The following is a 17325-nucleotide window of genomic DNA, read 5'->3' as shown; positions in this document are numbered from 1 at the left end:
TAATTGATAATTATGAAAAACTCAAGAATCCGAATTTCTACTTTGTTACTAATGTTTTCTTGTGGAGCAGCATTTGGACAGAAAACCGACAGCTTAACATTGAACAAGAAAGAGATCACTTCCTCCAAAGAGGACAATAACAGAAATGTGATGCTCAATGCTGCCAATAATACCAGCCCCCGTGATGTCAATATCGGACTTCCTTCTACTGTTGGAGGAATAACGATCCTTGAAAATGATCTTCCGGTTGTTTATTTTTTCTGGCCTGAACTGCCTAATAAAACATGGAGACAAAGTGTTGGCCTGGAAAGAACGGGACTTTTAAAAATGGACCAGCTGGCCAATACGATGGGAGATCTTGGTTTTGCTGTAAATTCATATGCACAAACAGGAACCAAAGACCTTAAGATTAAAGGTAAATTTACAACCAGTAATTTTGGATGGCTACAGGGAGATGCCAATATCTCAGGTCCTGTTTCCAAAAATGGCTGGACCTATACTGCCGGAGCATTTTTGAATTATGACCCTAACACATTTAAGTTAGGCTTTGCAAGAAATGTTGATGAAACAAAAATTTTCAGAGCAGGGGTGACCAAATATTTTAACAATGATAAAGGCCAGATTACAGCACTCTATAAATATGCAGATTCATATAATATTGGTAATTATGCCGTATTTCAATATGGGGAAAACGGTAAAGTGACGGAGTTGGACGATTTCAGGATAGGCAGAGATTCTTACGTTGTTAATGACGGAAAGATAAAGATGAAAGATATCCTGTCCGGTAAAGATTACTGGGCCTCTATGAACGGAAATGACAACAGATCGAAATCTCATAATATCGACATTTTTGGTAACTATCTGCTTGATAATGGCTGGAATTTTAAATTTTCAACCCGGGCACATTTTTCCAAAGTGAAAATTTCCACTATTATTCCTTTGAGTATTTTCCAGGCAAATGCGTCAAATGGCTATACGCTGGCTTCCAATGGACAGCCTTACTCCGGAGCTGTTGGTACCCAGCTTGCCATGCATACACCTGAAACACCGGTTACAAGTCTTTCAGGACGTTTTTCACTGAACAAACAGCTGGGGGCTCATAATCTTACCCTTGGGCTTCTGGAACAATATTATAAAGTGGATGATTTCACCTCCAACCGATCGTTCTTCTTTCAGACTGTAGGTGCACAGCCTCAACGCCTGATTGGTCCAACTACGGATGGCAACGGATTTTATAATTATAATGTGGGCGGCGAATTCCACAGCGGTACAGAAAACAAGATCTCACTATATGCGACTGATGAATGGAAAGTGTCTAATAACTTTAACCTTAGTTACGGCCTGCATTTAAGGCACCATACCGTTGATGGTAAATTTTCACTAGCTCCAAGAACCCCAGGCTTCACTTTTGGCCCAGATGATTTTAAAAATATCAATGAAAATTGGTTTCATGTAGCTGGAAGCCTCAATGCTACCTATAATATAACCAAAAACTTCGGGGTCTTAGCCAACTTCTTATACACAGAAGAAAACAGAAGACTGGAAAGTTATTCCCAGGCTTTTGAACCCAATACCAATAAAATTAAAAGCCCATTGGGAGCATTCGGAGTTTTCTGGAATACAAACTGGATTCAATTGATTTCTCAGGCTACATATCTGAAGAAAAATAACAACCTTAACAGATATAATCTGGTAAATCCTGCAAATAGTTCTCAAGCGCAAACCACAACAGTTTATTATGATATTCAGACACTGGGCTGGACTACGGATTTTGTTTTAAAACCATTCAAAGGATTCAATCTGCATTATTTGGTTACATTCCAAAATCCTGTGTATAAGAAATTTAATTTTAATGCTTTCGGAAAAGATTATGATTATAACGACAACAATGTATTAGGAGTTGCTAAAGTTTTAATGGAGATCGATCCAAGCTATTCTATTGACAAATGGAAATTCTGGGCGAGTTTCCGGTATTTCTCAAAACAATATGCAAATCTTACCAATGCACTATACTTTGCGCCAAGATGGGAAACCTTTGGGGGTGTAAGCTATACAGTAAACAAAAACATCAACATTGGTGCAACAGTCATCAACTTCCTGAACCAAAGAGGAGCCAGTGGAACCATCAATGGTGCCGAATTGATTACAGATGCAAGTCCATATTATGGAAAGCTGTTGACAGGAACATACATTATGCCATTAACAGGTCAATTATCAGTAAGCTTCAATTTCTAAAATATAAACAATGAAAAGAACGGTTTTAAGTATTGCTGCATTATTTTTAGGAGTAACAGCATTTTCACAGAATATCCAGACAGTGGCAAATTCTAAAGGTCCGGTTTTAGGGTATTCCGCAGATTCAGGGGTGAAAATTCTTACCATTAGCGGAAGTAAATTCAAAGATTTAAACAGAAACGGAAAACTTGACAAATACGAAGACTGGCGGCTTCCCGTTGATGAAAGAGCAAAAGATTTAGCATCAAAAATGACGGTTGAGCAGATTGCAGGTTTAATGCTTTACAGCGGTCACCAATCTGTTCCTGCACCTGCAGACGGTTTCCGGGCAGGAAAGTATAACGGAATGCTGTACAAAGAAAGTGGGGCAAAAGCCTCTGATTTAACAGACCAACAAAAGAAATTTTTAAAAGAAGATAACCTTCGTCATGTTTTGGTAACGACTGTTGAATCTCCTGAAATTGCAGCACAATGGAGCAACAATATCCAGGCTTACATAGAAGGCTTAGGGTTGGGAATTCCAGCCAACAACAGTACAGACCCGAGACATTCCGCAACCGTAACGGCTGAGTTTAATGAAGGGGCAGGCGGACAGATCTCACTTTGGCCTGATGGTTTGGCAATGGGTGCAACTTTCGATCCGGAATTGGTTAGAAAATTCGGGAACATTGCTGCCCAGGAGTATAGGGCATTGGGAATTTCAACAGCTCTGTCTCCTCAGATCGACTTGGGGACAGAACCACGTTGGTACAGAATCGCTTACGTTTTTTCTGAAAGTCCGGAGCTGACGGCAGATTTAGGACGAGGTTATATTGACGGTTTCCAGACAACCATCGGAAGTAAAAACGGCTGGGGTAATAAAAGTGTAAATGCTATGGTAAAGCACTGGCCAGGAGGTGGCCCGGAAGAAGGCGGTCGTGATGGTCACTGGGCGATGGGAAAATTTGCGGTTTATCCGGGGAATAATTTCCAGAATCATGTAAAACCTTTTACGGAAGGTGCTTTCAAATTAAACGGAGGAACAAAAGAAGCCTCCGCAGTAATGCCTTATTATACAATTAGTTTTAATCAGGATACGAAAAACGGGGAAAATGTAGGAAACGGCTACAGTAAATATCTTATCACCGATTTACTGCGTGGAAAATATAAATATGATGGTGTTGTGTGTACGGACTGGCTGATTACAGCTGATGAGCCGAAAACCCCGGGAGGATTTGCAGGAAAGCCTTGGGGCGCGGAGAAATTATCTATCGCTGAACGTCACTACAAAGTGTTGGAAGCAGGTGTTGACCAGTTCGGGGGAAATAATGATAAAGGACCTGTTTTGGAAGCCTATCAGATGGGCGTAAAACAATATGGCGAGAAAGCATACCGTGCAAAATTTGAACAGTCTGCCGTTCGTTTGCTGAGAAATTTCTTCAGAACAGGATTGTTTGAAAATCCTTATGTCAACATTGAAGAAACCAAAAAGATTGTTGGTAATCCTGAATTTATGAAGGCGGGTTATGAAGCTCAGGTAAAATCCATCGTGATGTTAAAAAATAGGGACAATATTTTACCCATTAAGGAAAGAAAAACGGTTTACATCCCGAAGAGATATTCTCCGGCAACATTTAACTGGTGGGGAATTTATACGGCTCCTTCTCTGGATTATCCAATTGACATCGAAAAAATCAAAAAGCATTACAACGTAACCGAAGATCCTGCAAAAGCTGATTTCGCATTGGTTTTCGTGAAAAGTCCTCACAGTGAAGAAGGCGGCTATAGTGATATTGATGCAGCAGAAGGAGGAAACGGATATCTTCCGATTTCTCTTCAATACAAAACGTATACAGCAACCGAAGCCCGGGAGAAAAGTATTGCTGCAGGCGACCCGGTTGTGGCACCCAATGTGCATGACAGAACATTTAAAAATAAAACTTCAACTGCTACTAACTTTACAGATCTATTAACGATTGAAAACACATACAAAGCAATGAACGGAAAGCCTGTTATTGTTTCTGTAACAGCTTCAAAGCCGATGGTTTTCAACGAATTTGAAAAGCATGCTGATGCTATTCTGATGAATTTCAATGTCTCCAATCAGGCGGTTGTGGATATCGTAACCGGAAAATATGAACCTTCAGGATTGCTTCCGCTTCAGATGCCTGCAAATATGGCGACCGTTGAAAAGCAAAAAGAAGATGTTCCTTACGATATGGAAACACATAAAGATTCGGAAGGTCATCAGTATGATTTCGGGTACGGAATGAACTGGTCTGGTGTAATTAAGGATGCAAGAACAGAGAAATATAAAAAATAGTCCGGCAAAAATTCAATCACTAAAATAGAGACAACATGAAAATCAGATATATTTTACTTTGTTCACTTTTCTTTGGTGCACTTTGTTTTACCGATGCTCAGGAGAGCCTTGATTTCAGTGGAAAAAAAGAAATAGTTTCACCGGAGATCAAAGGTAAAAACGTAACATTCCGCCTTCGTGCACCGGAAGCGAAAACAGTAAAACTTCAGGGAAACTGGATGCCGGGACAAGGTTGGGAACCGGGAACAGCGGAATTAAAAAAAGATAAGGATGGAATCTGGTCATTCTATCAAGATGACCTGGCCCCTGATATTTATACCTATTCGTTTATTGTTGACGGCGTAAAGGCTAACGACCCAAACAATTCATATCAGGTTCGTGATGTTTCATCGGTGATGAGTATGATTTTGATTGATGGAAAGCAATCTGAAAATTACAAAGTTCAGAACGTCCCGCATGGAACCGTTTCTAAAAGATGGTACACATCAGACGGATTGAAAGAAGACAGAAGATTAACGGTTTATACACCTCCGGGATATGAAAATTCAAAAGAAAAATTTCCTGTTTTGTACCTGTTACATGGAATGGGAGGTGATGAAGATGCCTGGATGACATTAGGAAGAGCCTCACAGATTCTGGATAATCTGATTGCTCAGGGAAAAGCAAAACCTATGATTGTTGTTATGCCGAATGGCCATACCAGCAATTCTGCCGCACCGGGAGAATCTTCAAGGGGGTTTATAAGATTGGTATGCGAACACCCGATATTTTCAGTGGTGATATGGAAACTTATTTCAGTGAGATCATGGATTTTACCGAGCATAATTACCGAGTAAAATCAGACGCCGGAAATAGGGCGATCGCCGGCCTTTCAATGGGTGGATTCCATTCATTGTATATTTCTGCCAATCAGCCGAAAATGTTTGATTATGTAGGATTGTTTTCTCCGGCAATTCTTCCGCCTGATGAAAAGAAAAGTCCTGTTTATCAGAATTTAGAGCAAAAGCTGAAAACCCAGCAAACCAATTCTTATAAATTGTATTGGATTGCCATAGGAAAAACAGATTTTCTATACAAAAATGTGAAGGAATATCGTGAAAAGCTCAGCAAAATGAACTTTAAACACCAATACGCAGAATCCGAAGGCGGTCATACATGGAGCAATTGGAGAACTTATCTCAATGATTTTCTTCCTCAGTTATTTAAATAAACAAGTTGAAAATGAAAGAATATTCATAACAACCATATTAATTTTAAAAAAGCTGGAGTAAATACTTCAGCTTTTTTGAATCTGATTGTTTCAGATTTTATCCGGTTATTTTCAGGGATTGAATCAGCCCATGAGACAACTGAAAATGAAATTTTAAAATAACCGGACTTCCAGGAAAAGATCCAGAAATTTCTGCAGATAGAATATTTGCTTTTTCGTCATAATCTAATGGCTCCATAGTAGCTTCATACTCTTTATTGGATTTGTCAATCCATTGTTCAATTTCTGCTTTTCCGTTGTGGTTTTTGCCTTCATCAAAGACTACGGCGGTTTCGGTAAAACATTTGGCATAAGCAGCACTATCGAAATTGTTCTGCGTTTTTACTAGCTCGGTGATTATTTTAGGTAAGTTCATATTTTCTATTTTTAAATTATATTAAATTGTCGGTACTGTTCCACCATCGATTACATATTCAGTTCCTGTTAGATAGCTGGCTCTCGGTGAAACAAGGAAACCAACGAGCTCAGCCACTTCTTGAGGGTCAGCAGGTCTCCCGAAGGGGATTCCACCCAATGCGTCCATTACACCTTGTTGCGCTTCTTCTACAGTACTGTCAGCGTTTCTTGCAATTTCACCCAGCCAGGCTTCCGACGCTGTGGTATTGATCCATCCAGGCGAAACAGTCAGCACACGAACACCTTTTGGTGTCACTTCATTCGATAAGCTTTTACTGTAGTTTCGCAGTCCTGCCTTTGCGGCAGCATACGGTAAAGTCGAATCATATAGAGGCAATTTACCCTGAATTGAAGCAATATGGATGATTACACCTGTTTTCCGATCGATCATTTGTGGTAAAAATCCTCTGTCCAGACGAATCGGAGCCAAAAGATTAGCCTGTAGCGTGGATTCCCAATCCTTATCGCTGAGCGCTGCAAACCCGCCAGCAGGGGTTGATGATCCACCAAGATTGTTTATCAGAATATCCAGTCTTCCATAGTTAGTAAGGACCTCGTTGACTACTTTTTGGGCACCTTCTGCTTTACTCAAATCGGATGGAATGAAATGCAGACTGCTGTTTTCTTTTTCAGGTGTATTTCTTGCGGTTATAATCACTGTTGCTCCAGCATGTAGCAGTCTTTCTGCAATTGCTCTTCCGGCCCCTTTTGTACCTCCGGTCACCAAGGCAATCTTGCCTGATAATTCATTGTTGAAATTAAATTGTTCCATTTTTAGATTTGTTTATAGGACAAAATTGGGCTATAAAAACAGTTGGTACAAGTACGGAAATACGATTCATATAGGGATAAATTTTTCCCCTATTGTGCAAATCGGAACATACGTTTAATTTTACATTATGTATGAAAGAAAAATAATCCCAAATCTGAATTGTGGTCTCGATCTGATTGGTGAAGTACTTTACGGTAAATGGAAAATACGTTTGCTTTGGTTTATTGATCAGGGATATAAACGGCCAAGCGAATTGCAGCGTAAGATCCCGGATGCTTCACGGAGGGTCTTAAATATCCAGTTAAAGGAGCTGGAAGACCACGAATTGATTGCAAAGAAAATATATCCAGTGGTACCTCCAAAAGTAGAATATAGTCTAACAGAGTTTGGAAAAACTTTAATTCCTGTCATAAGTGCTTTGGGAAGCTGGGGAGACGAAAATGAAGATAGACTAAGAGAAGTAATTTTAAAAAAATGGGGAAATACTTGATGACTATTTAAATCTATATTCAATTACATTTATGGCTAATAATAAGGTATGGATTGCTCTTGTAAACGAAGGGAGCGAGAGGAAATTGCTGTTCATTAATTCAATAATATAACTTTTGCAGATTGGGCTGACCGTTCAACAATTTCCTTAACTATCACGCTGCTGGTAATTTGATTATTTATTCTTATCGTACATATGCTAATTCCATGATTTCAGCGACAAATCTGCATCTCCTCCCATTGAAATGTAAGATCATGCATAACAAGAATTAACTCTATCAGATTGAATATCTGTAAACTTTATGATGATAATACACGCAATGATGAAAAAATTCTTGGTAATGTCAGATAATGTTATTAGCTTTATAATGAGTTTCTGAATGACAATATTTTAGTATACCTCATTAAATTTATTAATCATGAAAAAACAAATCCTTATCGCTGCGCTGTCTCTGGGAGCAATCGCCTTAGGAACCCAACAGGTTATGGCACAAAATTCAGAGCAGGTGAGTACGTCAGTTAATATTATCTTATCGGACGTTATTGCAATGGATGTTGGCTCTGTTGCTTCAGAAGGTGCTGTAGATTTTAACTATGGAAGCACAAAAGATTATAAATCATCAAAAAATGTGACCGTTCCTAACAGTTTAGTCATTATTTCCTCTAAAAATTTTGATGTAAAAGTAAAATCTGAAGGGGCCCACTTTGTAAGTGGCGCAAATGTAATTCCCGTAGATATAGTACGGGTAAAAGCAATACCGGGCGGAAGTTTGGTGGGAACCCTGAATGAGGTCACTTTATCTACAAATGACCAGGTGCTGGTGAGTAATGCAAGTTTAGGTACCCAACAGTCTTTAGATATTGCTTACTCCATTTCGGCGGAAAATGCGTCCAGGGTACTTCTGGGAAAACCACAGGGAACTTACACACAAAAAATAACTTATACCGCGACCGCCTTATAATAAAAACAAGCAGAAATTTTATATAAGCCCTCAACACTTAAAAAGTGTTGAGGGCTTTTCTATTTAAGTCAAATGAATAAACCGTGTAGTGATTTTACTACATGAAGTTCCTTTTTCCACTACAAGGAAACTTTTAGCACCACTATAAATTTGCAGTATACAAAAGAGAACAATTAAATAAGAATAACAATTAAATAATACTGCCATGACAAAACAAATCGTAATCACAGCCTTAACTATCGGAGCAATCATATTAGGAACTAACAGTGTTCAAGCTCAAAATACAACCGCAACCACAACGGTAAACATCACCCTGAACGATGTCATCTCTATTGACGCAGGAAGTACTGCCATTGGTAATACAGTTGATTTTAACTATGTTACTGCAGCAGACTATAACTCTGATCAGACGATTACTAAAGCCAACTCATTAAAAGTTACTTCCACGAAGAACTTTAATGTTAAAGTAAAAGCAGGAGGTGCTAATTTCATGAATGGAACCAATTTAATCCCTGTTAATGTTTTGACAATCAAAGCTGCAACAGCTGCCGGAACAATGGGCGGAACAAAAAATACTGTAGTTTTATCTGCAACGGATCAGAATTTAGTGACAAATGCTCCACTGGGAAGCGCATTAACACTGAATCTGGACTACACCATTCCAGCGGCAAAATCATCATCTTCTGATATTTTAGGTAAGCCGGCCGGAACCTATACGCAAACAGTGACTTATACCGCGACTGCTTTATAATAAAAAAAACACATCAATTATATATGCCCTCAGCACTTTCCAGGTATTGAGGGTTTTTCTATTTAAACCCAATACGTAATCCTGTAGTTATTTTACTACATGAACTTCCTCTTTCCTCTACAAAGAAACTTTTGTCGCCGCTGTAGATTTGTAGTGTTCAAAAGAGAACAATTAAACAAGAATAACAATTAAACCTTACTACCATGACAAAACAAATCGTAATCACAGCCTTAACTATCGGAGCAATCATATTAGGAACTCATAATGTTCTGGCTCAAAATACAACCGCCACCACAACGGTAAACATCACCCTGAACGATGTCATCTCTATTGACGCAGGAAGTACTGCAATTGGCGGCACAGTTGCCTTTAACTATGTTACTGCAGCGGACTATAATTCGGAAAAAACAGTTGCTCAGGCCTCTGCTTTGAAAATCACTTCAACAAAAGTCTTTAATGTAAAGGTGAAAGCAGGTGGCCCGACTTTCGTCAATGGTTCAAACTCAATCCCTGTAGATGTTTTAACAATCAAAGCTGCAGCAGCTTCCGGAACAATGGGCGGAACAAAAAACGACGTGGTTTTATCTGCAGGAGAAAAAAAACTGGTAGAAAATGCTCCGCTTGGAAGTGCATTAACGCTGAATCTGGACTATATCATTCCGGCAGCAAAATCATCATCTTCTGATATTTTAGGTAAACCGGCCGGAACCTATACGCAAACGGTAACTTATACCGCAACTGCTTTGTAATAAAATTTTAGTTTATAAAAGTACTTTTTACTATGTTTTCAGTAGTTTTGAGAATATTTTACTATTAAACTATTTGCACCATGCACAAACTTATTCACCTTTTCATTTTCTTTATCCTTACAGCTTCTTCTTCACTTTTGGCACAAAGTATCTCTATGTCGCCTACACGCTTGTTTTTCACAGGTAACCCCGGAGAAAAAGTAACAAAGACAGTCACGCTTCAAAACAGCTCGGATAAGGATTATGTTTTTAATCTCAACTATAAAGATTGGTTTAGAGAAGAAGACGGAAATAAGGTTTATCTTGAAGCGGGCAGTTCAAAAACTTCCAATGCCTCCTGGGTGTCCACCTTAGAAAACACTGTAACAGTTCCTGCGAAAAGTACAAAGGAGGTTGTAGTAACCATGCAGATTCCGGCCAACGCAACACCATCTGCCGTTACAAACAGCATGCTGTTTTTCACCCAGCTTCCTCAGCAGGCAGATAAGGCACGTGTTCAGAATGGTATTGGTATTATCACCTTATTTGAGGTGGGGCTTCACATCTTTTATACTCCACCGGGGAACCATGTAAAAAGTTTGGATATTACCAATATTTCAGAAGTGAATAATGGGAATGCAGGGAACAGAAAAGTGGCAGTAAGCATCCATAATGATGGAAACACTGTGAATGATGCCACCGTTGAGTTTGAACTCACCAACACAGACAGTGGTAAGGAAATAAAATTACCCGCAATTTCAATCTCCATGCTTCCGGATACCAATCAGGTTGTTCAATTTTCTTTACCGGATAATATTTCAGGGAACTTTCTGGGCGTGGTTATTATCAAAATGGCAGAATCCAATGATTTACGTGTAGGAGAAAAAAACTTTAAATTTTAAAATTAAGTCTTGAAACCACAGAATGGAATATCAATATCAGTACTAAGAAGAACAATCTTATTTTTTGTATTTGTTCTTCTGCAATTTTCGTTGGCCTTTGCGCAGGAAAAGAAGGATATTCAAATCCATTTTGAAAATGACAGTGTAGCTGTTGAGAAGGGTTCTACTTTTACTAATTTCCTGGTTATTGAGAACAAAAGTTCTGAAGAGATTATCATTCAGAATATCATACCTCAGGAAAACTATCCGGGATTGCTTTTCTATCCCAAAAATGACTTTACCTTAAGTGCGGGTCAGGCAAAAACTCTTCCTGTAAAACTGATCGCCAATGTGGATTTTATGAAACTGAGATCCAATGAGATTCAATTCCGGGTTTCGTATGCTACCCCAACGGTTACCAGAACAGAAAGCGCCTCGTTCTTCGTTGCTAAAGGCGAGAACAAAAACATTGCGATTTATACGGCCACATACGAAAATTTCATTAATCCCGCTATGCCACAATCCTCAATTCTGCTTACTGTAGAAAACCAAGGGTATAGTAAACGAACCGTTAGGATTGATTTGCAGTCCATTCCTGATGGTCTGGAAGTGATGCCAAAACAACAAACTGTATCTCTTGAAGGTCTGGAAAAACAAACGGTTGAGATCAAAGTTGCGGTCAGAAAACAGAATACACTTTATCCCGAATTTAATATTAATGCAATCGTCACAGACCTTCTTGATCATAAAATCGTGGGAAGCAACACGCTCTACTTGGTCGTTTTATCACACAACAGGCAAATTGCAAGGGGAAACGAAGCGGTGAGCGGAAGTAATTTTGCGGAAATTAGCTATAATGAAAACAGTTCAGGTTTCAATTATCTTCAATTGAGGGGAAATACAGCGTTTCAGGTGACTGATAATCTGAAGTCGCGCTTCAATATTGGTGCGGATTACTATGTTGGAGACGGCCGTTATAACCTGTATGATACCTGGCTGGAACTGGAGAGAAAAAATACGGTGTTACGGGTGGGAAATGTTAATAGCATCGATTATGATTACCCGGTTTTCGGAAGAGGAGGGAAAGCTTCTGCCAAATTCGGGAAAAATAATCAGATTGAAATTCTTGCGCTTGAAAATAATTATAACCTGTACGGTACTTATTTTCAGCAAACAGAAGGATCTACCATGGTGGGGGCAAAATATGGTTTTGGGAATGCTAAATCTTTCAATGGGAAAGTGTCCTATATATTCGACCATGATCCGCGCTTTAACACAGATACGCAGGTAGCGAATGCAGTAACATCATTTTTAGTTAACGATAAACACACCATCCGCACGGAGGTGGGCCTGAGTAACGAAAAGGGTCTTTCAAACAAAGATGAAAATGCAGGAGCTTCAGTGGGAGCCAATTACGAGGGGAAAATAGGGAAATGGGATATACAATCTGTCAATTCCCTTGCCACCAAAAGTTATGCAGGAATCAAACGGGGATCTATTTACTTAAATCAGCGTATTGGCCGCCAATTTTCTGCTTCTCAGCGTGCTTTTATACAATATCAGAATTCGCAGATAGAACCCGAGTTCCTGAGTTTCCAGAGTGCACCAGCCCAATCCGGGAATACCTCTGATTTACGTTATTATTTCAACAGTACAGAAGCTTTGGGATTAGGGTATCAGTTTTCTTTAAAGAAGTGGAATTTTCTACTGTCTCCAAAGGTTGAAAAACAAAAAACAGCTAATTTTTACACATCGCAGGAACTTTTTTCATACCGGTTAGAAGCCAGTATCAACACTACATTAGGTGCCCACGGGTTGAATTTGACGGCGGAATATTCTTATTCAAAAGAGAATAATAAACCGGACTGGTTCAACAGTCTGAAAACAACTCTGTCGTACAGATATAAATCATTCTCTCTCAACGGAACAGCCCAATGGAACGCAATCAGTGTCTTTGATTTAAATTCTTATTATGATGGAAACCGTAATTTCGCCAACTACAATGTATACGCATCGTATAACTTCCAGATGCTTAATCATAATCTCACCGGATCTTTTTCGGCTGGAAGCTTCTATTCGGAACTTTATAAAAATTTAAACAGCAATATCACCGGTAATCTGGAATATAAGATTTCGCCTTCCTGGTCCACCACAGGTTATTTTAATCTTTCCGGTTACAAATCTACGGCTGAATACGCTACCAGTGGCAGTTATTACCAGTTCAGAGTAGGAATTAAAAAATATTTTACCCCGGCTACGGCTTTCGGAAATCATAAAGTGGCGTTCCAGTTCTTTGAAGATAAAAATTTCAATGGACTTCTGGAATCAGGTGAATCGGTACTTGCTAATGAAGTTGTAAAACTGGACAATTATGTGGCGATGACGGATAAAAATGGAAAAGTAGTTTTTCAGAATGTGCCTGAAGGTACTTACACACTGAAGGTGAACGAAAATGCGGGTGCCCGATTGATGATGGATCCTGTCATTATGGTTCATAACAATATTAACCGCAAAGTGGGCCTGGTAAAAAACATCAGGGTAAGTGGAAAATTAACAGAGATCAGACAGGCCTATGATGTTCTGGAAACAGACGTAACCGGAATAGTAGTGTACGCAAAAAGTGAAGATGGCGAGATCTATACTGCCGTGGTTAACCAGAAAAATGAGTTTGAGTTTTTCCTGAAAGATGGAAAGTACAACCTCTATATTGAAAATGACAAATACAGCTATACACAACCCATCCAAACTATTCAGGTGACAAAAGAAGGGTACTCAAAAACCGTGGTTTTTGAATATAAGAAGAAAGACACTACCATTAAGGTGAAAAAGTTTTAAATTTAAAAGTATGAAAAAGATGAGGGCTTTTTTTATAGGAATTTTTACCGTGCTCTGCGGGTCTGCAGCCACGAAAGCTCAGGATGTGTACCTGTCGGTTCCTGAAAATACTATTTTTAACAGGAGCGAATTTACCTCAATACCTACAAGGGTAATGACGAATGCCAACAGAACAAACTGGGATTATGCCTTTTTGGGATTAATTCCCACAGCACCTACATTTACCTCTGTTTCCGGATCGGCTTTTACCCACTCTTCTTCCTCATTCACTTTACCCGGTTCCACGCTTCTGTGGCAGTTGGAAAGCATGGGCGGGCAGCTGCCATCTACCGGGCTTTCAGGGTATTTACCAGGTTTTCAGCCGTTCAGTACAAGCGCTGTAAAATGGTTTGAACCGCCATCGATCAGCCTCGGGGGAGGATTCAACCGGGGGAATATCAATTTTACATTTAAGATTCCTGCCGCACAATTTACTGCCAATGCCTTTCGGGCCGGTAATTACTCCATGGATATTACTCAGAATTATAATGATTTCACACCTCGTAATTTTAAAACAATTTTAGTGATTCCTTCATCTATACGATGGGTCACAAGCTCTTTAACAAAATACATAGAAATATCTTCTTTGAATGACTACCGCAATACAGGCACGCGGGTGTGGGATTTGGGGAATATGGAAATCGCGCATACGGTTGATTTTAATTTTTGGGCGAAAGCTGCTGGCACAAACATTCAGTTTACGTCCTCTAAAGGTGTTCCGGGAACCAGAAATATAGCAAGCATTAAATTAGGTAGTAATGGAGCACTCACGACCAAAGCCTTATCTGCCGATTTCCAGAATTTTTCTGCGGCTAATTTCAGTGTTGTAGCGGGAAACAGAAACAGTTTCATTCCTCAGCTTTATGTGTCTGCGGAAGATTTTAAAAACTTTTTTTTTGAAGCCGGAACGTATACGTTTGAATTGAACTTCAATGCCGGAAGTACAGATAACTCAATAAACAGTTTGCAAAATACGGCTGTTCAGTTGAAGGTGCTTCCTCTGTCGGAGATTACCATCCCGAGTTCCGGGCGTAATGTAAACTTCAATTTTAATACTGCTGCCCATTACACCGATGGTCAGTCACAAATGATTCCCAACCAGATTATGTTGTCCAACAATGAAAATTTTGAGCTCTATGTAAAATCGGACGAAAATTATTTCAAGAAAGGCGGCCTGCAGACCAACATCAGTTCAAACATTTTACAAATTGGTGTGGATGGAAGCTCTGTCAATGTCCCCCTATCCAAAACTCCCCAAAAACTCCTCTTTAACGGAGCTCCGGTTTTGGACCGGGGGCTGAACGTAAGATACACCATATCACCTGCGGGCGCCCAAAGCCTGGTAGGGAAGGAAAATACTACTTACTCTGTCAATGTTTACTACAGCTTTACGGCAATTTAACAATACTTTCTTAAATAGTCCTCACTTTCTTTTTGGACGAATCGCTCACTTAAATTTATTTAACAGGGAAGAGAAAAATTGAGAAGCTGTTTGAATTAAATTTTATTAGTTAGTCTTTTGATGCTTGCTATACAATATAGCATTGGCATTTTCGGTTCTTCTTCATAATCTTTGAAACATCTTATGGTATGAAGAGGGAAGGAGATATTTTTTTGTTCTCATTTGCTGGCGAAAGTTCCTTCAAAAGTTCCATTGGCATAAAGTAAGCTGTTTTTTATCTTGGATCAGTCGGCTGCTTGCAATAAGTACTCTGTTGAATTGCCCTATGCTTCATCTTTTGACCTGCCAGTAAACCGTTACAGGGTGGAATCCTTTCGGAATATTATTCTTCAAAAATCTGTTTTTGGTTAAATAAAATAGGGTATTTGCTATTTCAGGCAAATCCCATTTGATTTTTATTTTTACTGAAATGATATTTTTTATAACTTGCCAGTTCCTGAAAGAAAGGTCTGAACTATATGTTTTTATTCGTATTTAAACGATATAACTCTTTCTGCCTTCTTTCAAAAAAATAATTCAAACAGTTTCTAACCGTGATACTGAATTTATGAATGATTTTATCAACGAACTACAATTAAAAATCGAAAGACTTGAAAACGAAATCAACTTCAAGAACGGACTGATCTCGATATTGTCTCATGACTCAAAAGAACTGTTTGGTACCTTTCTGTGGCTTATAGAAGAACTAGAGCAGAAGACCATAAGTGAGGAAGATTTTTTTAAATTGCTGCCACAGGTAAAAAGGGATGCCCGGAAGAATCTGCAAACGATTCAGGACAGCGTTGCTTGGCTAAAAACACAATACGGGGAATTTAAGGTGAAACCCGTTAAAATCATGGTGATGGATCTTTTTCACTATTTAGAAGAAAAACACGCGGCTAAATTAAAAGAAAAAAATATTAAATTTTATTTTAAAGGAGATCACAAGGCATTTCTTACAAGCGATCGCCTGTTGCTCGAATATGTTTTAGACAAAATTTTTGACAATGCGGTAAAATACTCCTTTTCGGGTCAGGATATTTATTTACAGGTAATTACAGAATCTGATCAGGTTGTGCTTTCTGTAATTGATTCCGGAACGGGAATAAATGAAAAGTATTTACCCGGGATCTATACTTATGGCAATCCTATATTCTTAGGAACTGCGGGCGAGAAAGGAGTTGGATTAAGTTTGAAAATTGTGAAAAATTTTATATCCTTGCTGCAAGGAAACATCCAAATCATTTCCACTGAAAATAAAGGCACTACGGTTTCCCTTTTTTTACATAAATTTATAGAATAATGGGTTTAAAAGAAAACATTCGTATTGTAGTAGCAGATGATCATGGTATTGTCCGGATGGGTTTGATACAAACAATCAAACGATTAAGACCCGATGCCATAATTTCAGAAGTAGAGGATTATAAATCGATGTACAAATTAATTCTGAATGAAAAACTGGATCTGGCCATTATGGACGTTAATATGCCTAATGGTACTGTTCAGGAAGCAATAGATTACATAAAGATTCATCAGCCTGAATTAAAAACGCTAATATTTTCTTCACAGGATGAGGAGCTGTATGGGATGCGTTATCTAAAAATGGGTGCTGGCGGCTATTTAAGTAAGCTAAGCTCCACTGAAGTCATTGAGACTGCTTTAACGTCGATGCTCAGTAAGGGCCGATATGTCAGTGATAATATAAAAGAAGCGATTTTTTTAGAATCATTAACTGGTGCAGCAAAAAATTCTCCTTTTGAAGCACTATCAGACCGCGAATTGCAAATTGCCAGTAAGCTTGCAGAAGGTCTTCCCCTCAAAGAAATTTCTAATCAGCTTAATCTCCATTCATCAACGATCAGCACCTACAAAAACAGGTTGTTTGAGAAGCTGAAAATACGGTCTATACCCGAATTGGTGGAAATTCTCAGGCTGTATAATCATTAAATATTCTATCACAAAAATTTGATTGATATTACTTTGATATTATTGCTTTAATTTAAATGGGATTAACAGAATTTATCAGTCCTACAAAAAACACCGGAATATTTTGCGGCTAGAAACCCTGTCATATCTACTGCCAAAACATCTGGCTTGTTTCGGAATCAAGAATAAAAAAATGGCTCAATTTAATCTAAACTGAGCCATTTACGTATTTGTGAGCTTTACAGGGCGTTTTCCAAACTCTTTTTTACTGATTTAGAAATATGTGTCTGAAAATGCT

General features: G+C 38.8%; 15 protein-coding genes. 13 read left to right on the top strand and 2 right to left on the bottom strand.

The window, feature by feature from the left end; translation table 11 throughout:
- Positions 1-12: 12 nt before the first annotated feature.
- The 4 genes from AOB46_RS01840 to AOB46_RS23940 are packed head-to-tail and all read left to right on the top strand — an operon-like array spanning position 13 to position 5747.
- Positions 13-2235, top strand: coding sequence for a TonB-dependent receptor (locus AOB46_RS01840; RefSeq protein ID WP_241489147.1), 2223 nt, complete (start codon positions 13-15; stop codon positions 2233-2235).
- Positions 2236-2245: 10 nt separating this feature from the next.
- On the top strand, positions 2246-4537 hold the full coding sequence (locus AOB46_RS01835; RefSeq protein ID WP_062696328.1) for a glycoside hydrolase family 3 protein: 2292 nt from the start codon (positions 2246-2248) through the stop codon (positions 4535-4537).
- A 35-nt stretch (positions 4538-4572) separates the two neighbouring features.
- Positions 4573-5373: an esterase gene (locus AOB46_RS23945; RefSeq protein ID WP_262486707.1), complete on the top strand. Its 801-nt coding sequence runs from the start codon at positions 4573-4575 to the stop codon at positions 5371-5373.
- Positions 5319-5747: an alpha/beta hydrolase gene (locus AOB46_RS23940; protein ID WP_262486706.1), complete on the top strand. Its 429-nt coding sequence runs from the start codon at positions 5319-5321 to the stop codon at positions 5745-5747. The genes AOB46_RS23945 and AOB46_RS23940 overlap by 55 nt, the downstream gene beginning before the upstream one ends.
- Before the next feature lie 97 nt (positions 5748-5844).
- Here the strand turns inward: AOB46_RS23940 and AOB46_RS01825 are convergent, their stop codons facing one another.
- Positions 5845-6162: a hypothetical protein gene (locus AOB46_RS01825; protein ID WP_062696327.1), complete on the bottom strand. Its 318-nt coding sequence runs from the start codon at positions 6160-6162 to the stop codon at positions 5845-5847.
- 21 nt (positions 6163-6183) lie between these two features.
- The gene (locus AOB46_RS01820; protein ID WP_062696326.1) at positions 6184-6975 is read right to left on the bottom strand and encodes an SDR family oxidoreductase; all 792 of its coding nucleotides are present in this window, start codon (positions 6973-6975) and stop codon (positions 6184-6186) included.
- A 127-nt stretch (positions 6976-7102) separates the two neighbouring features.
- Here AOB46_RS01820 and AOB46_RS01815 point away from each other — a divergent pair, with 127 nt between their 5' ends.
- From AOB46_RS01815 to AOB46_RS01775, 9 genes are all read left to right on the top strand, one after another.
- Positions 7103-7465 carry a winged helix-turn-helix transcriptional regulator gene (locus AOB46_RS01815; RefSeq protein WP_062696325.1) on the top strand — a complete coding sequence of 121 codons (363 nt, stop codon included), beginning with the start codon at positions 7103-7105 and terminating at the stop codon, positions 7463-7465.
- Between the two features lie 418 nt (positions 7466-7883).
- Entirely contained in the window at positions 7884-8426 is a 543-nt protein-coding gene (locus AOB46_RS01810; RefSeq protein WP_062696324.1) for a hypothetical protein, read from the top strand.
- Between the two features lie 205 nt (positions 8427-8631).
- On the top strand, positions 8632-9177 hold the full coding sequence (locus AOB46_RS01805; RefSeq protein WP_062696323.1) for a hypothetical protein: 546 nt from the start codon (positions 8632-8634) through the stop codon (positions 9175-9177).
- Positions 9178-9380: 203 nt separating this feature from the next.
- Entirely contained in the window at positions 9381-9926 is a 546-nt protein-coding gene (locus AOB46_RS01800) for a hypothetical protein (protein ID WP_062696322.1), read from the top strand.
- Between the two features lie 80 nt (positions 9927-10006).
- Positions 10007-10807, top strand: a complete 801-nt coding sequence (locus AOB46_RS01795) for a WxL protein peptidoglycan domain-containing protein (RefSeq protein ID WP_241489146.1) — start codon at positions 10007-10009, stop codon at positions 10805-10807.
- A gap of 9 nt (positions 10808-10816) precedes the next feature.
- The gene (locus tag AOB46_RS01790; protein WP_241489145.1) at positions 10817-13621 is read left to right on the top strand and encodes a hypothetical protein; all 2805 of its coding nucleotides are present in this window, start codon (positions 10817-10819) and stop codon (positions 13619-13621) included.
- A 10-nt stretch (positions 13622-13631) separates the two neighbouring features.
- Positions 13632-15062: a hypothetical protein gene (locus AOB46_RS01785; RefSeq protein ID WP_062696320.1), complete on the top strand. Its 1431-nt coding sequence runs from the start codon at positions 13632-13634 to the stop codon at positions 15060-15062.
- A gap of 607 nt (positions 15063-15669) precedes the next feature.
- Entirely contained in the window at positions 15670-16404 is a 735-nt protein-coding gene (locus AOB46_RS01780; RefSeq protein WP_062696319.1) for a sensor histidine kinase, read from the top strand.
- Entirely contained in the window at positions 16404-17048 is a 645-nt protein-coding gene (locus AOB46_RS01775) for a response regulator transcription factor (RefSeq protein WP_062696318.1), read from the top strand. Before AOB46_RS01780 ends, AOB46_RS01775 begins: the two co-directional genes overlap by 1 nt.
- Positions 17049-17325 lie beyond the last annotated feature (277 nt).

This window comes from Chryseobacterium indologenes, from assembly GCF_001295265.1.
GTDB classification, from domain to species: Bacteria; Bacteroidota; Bacteroidia; order Flavobacteriales; family Weeksellaceae; genus Chryseobacterium; species Chryseobacterium indologenes_A.
This window is presented reverse-complemented; position numbering and strand designations above follow the sequence as displayed.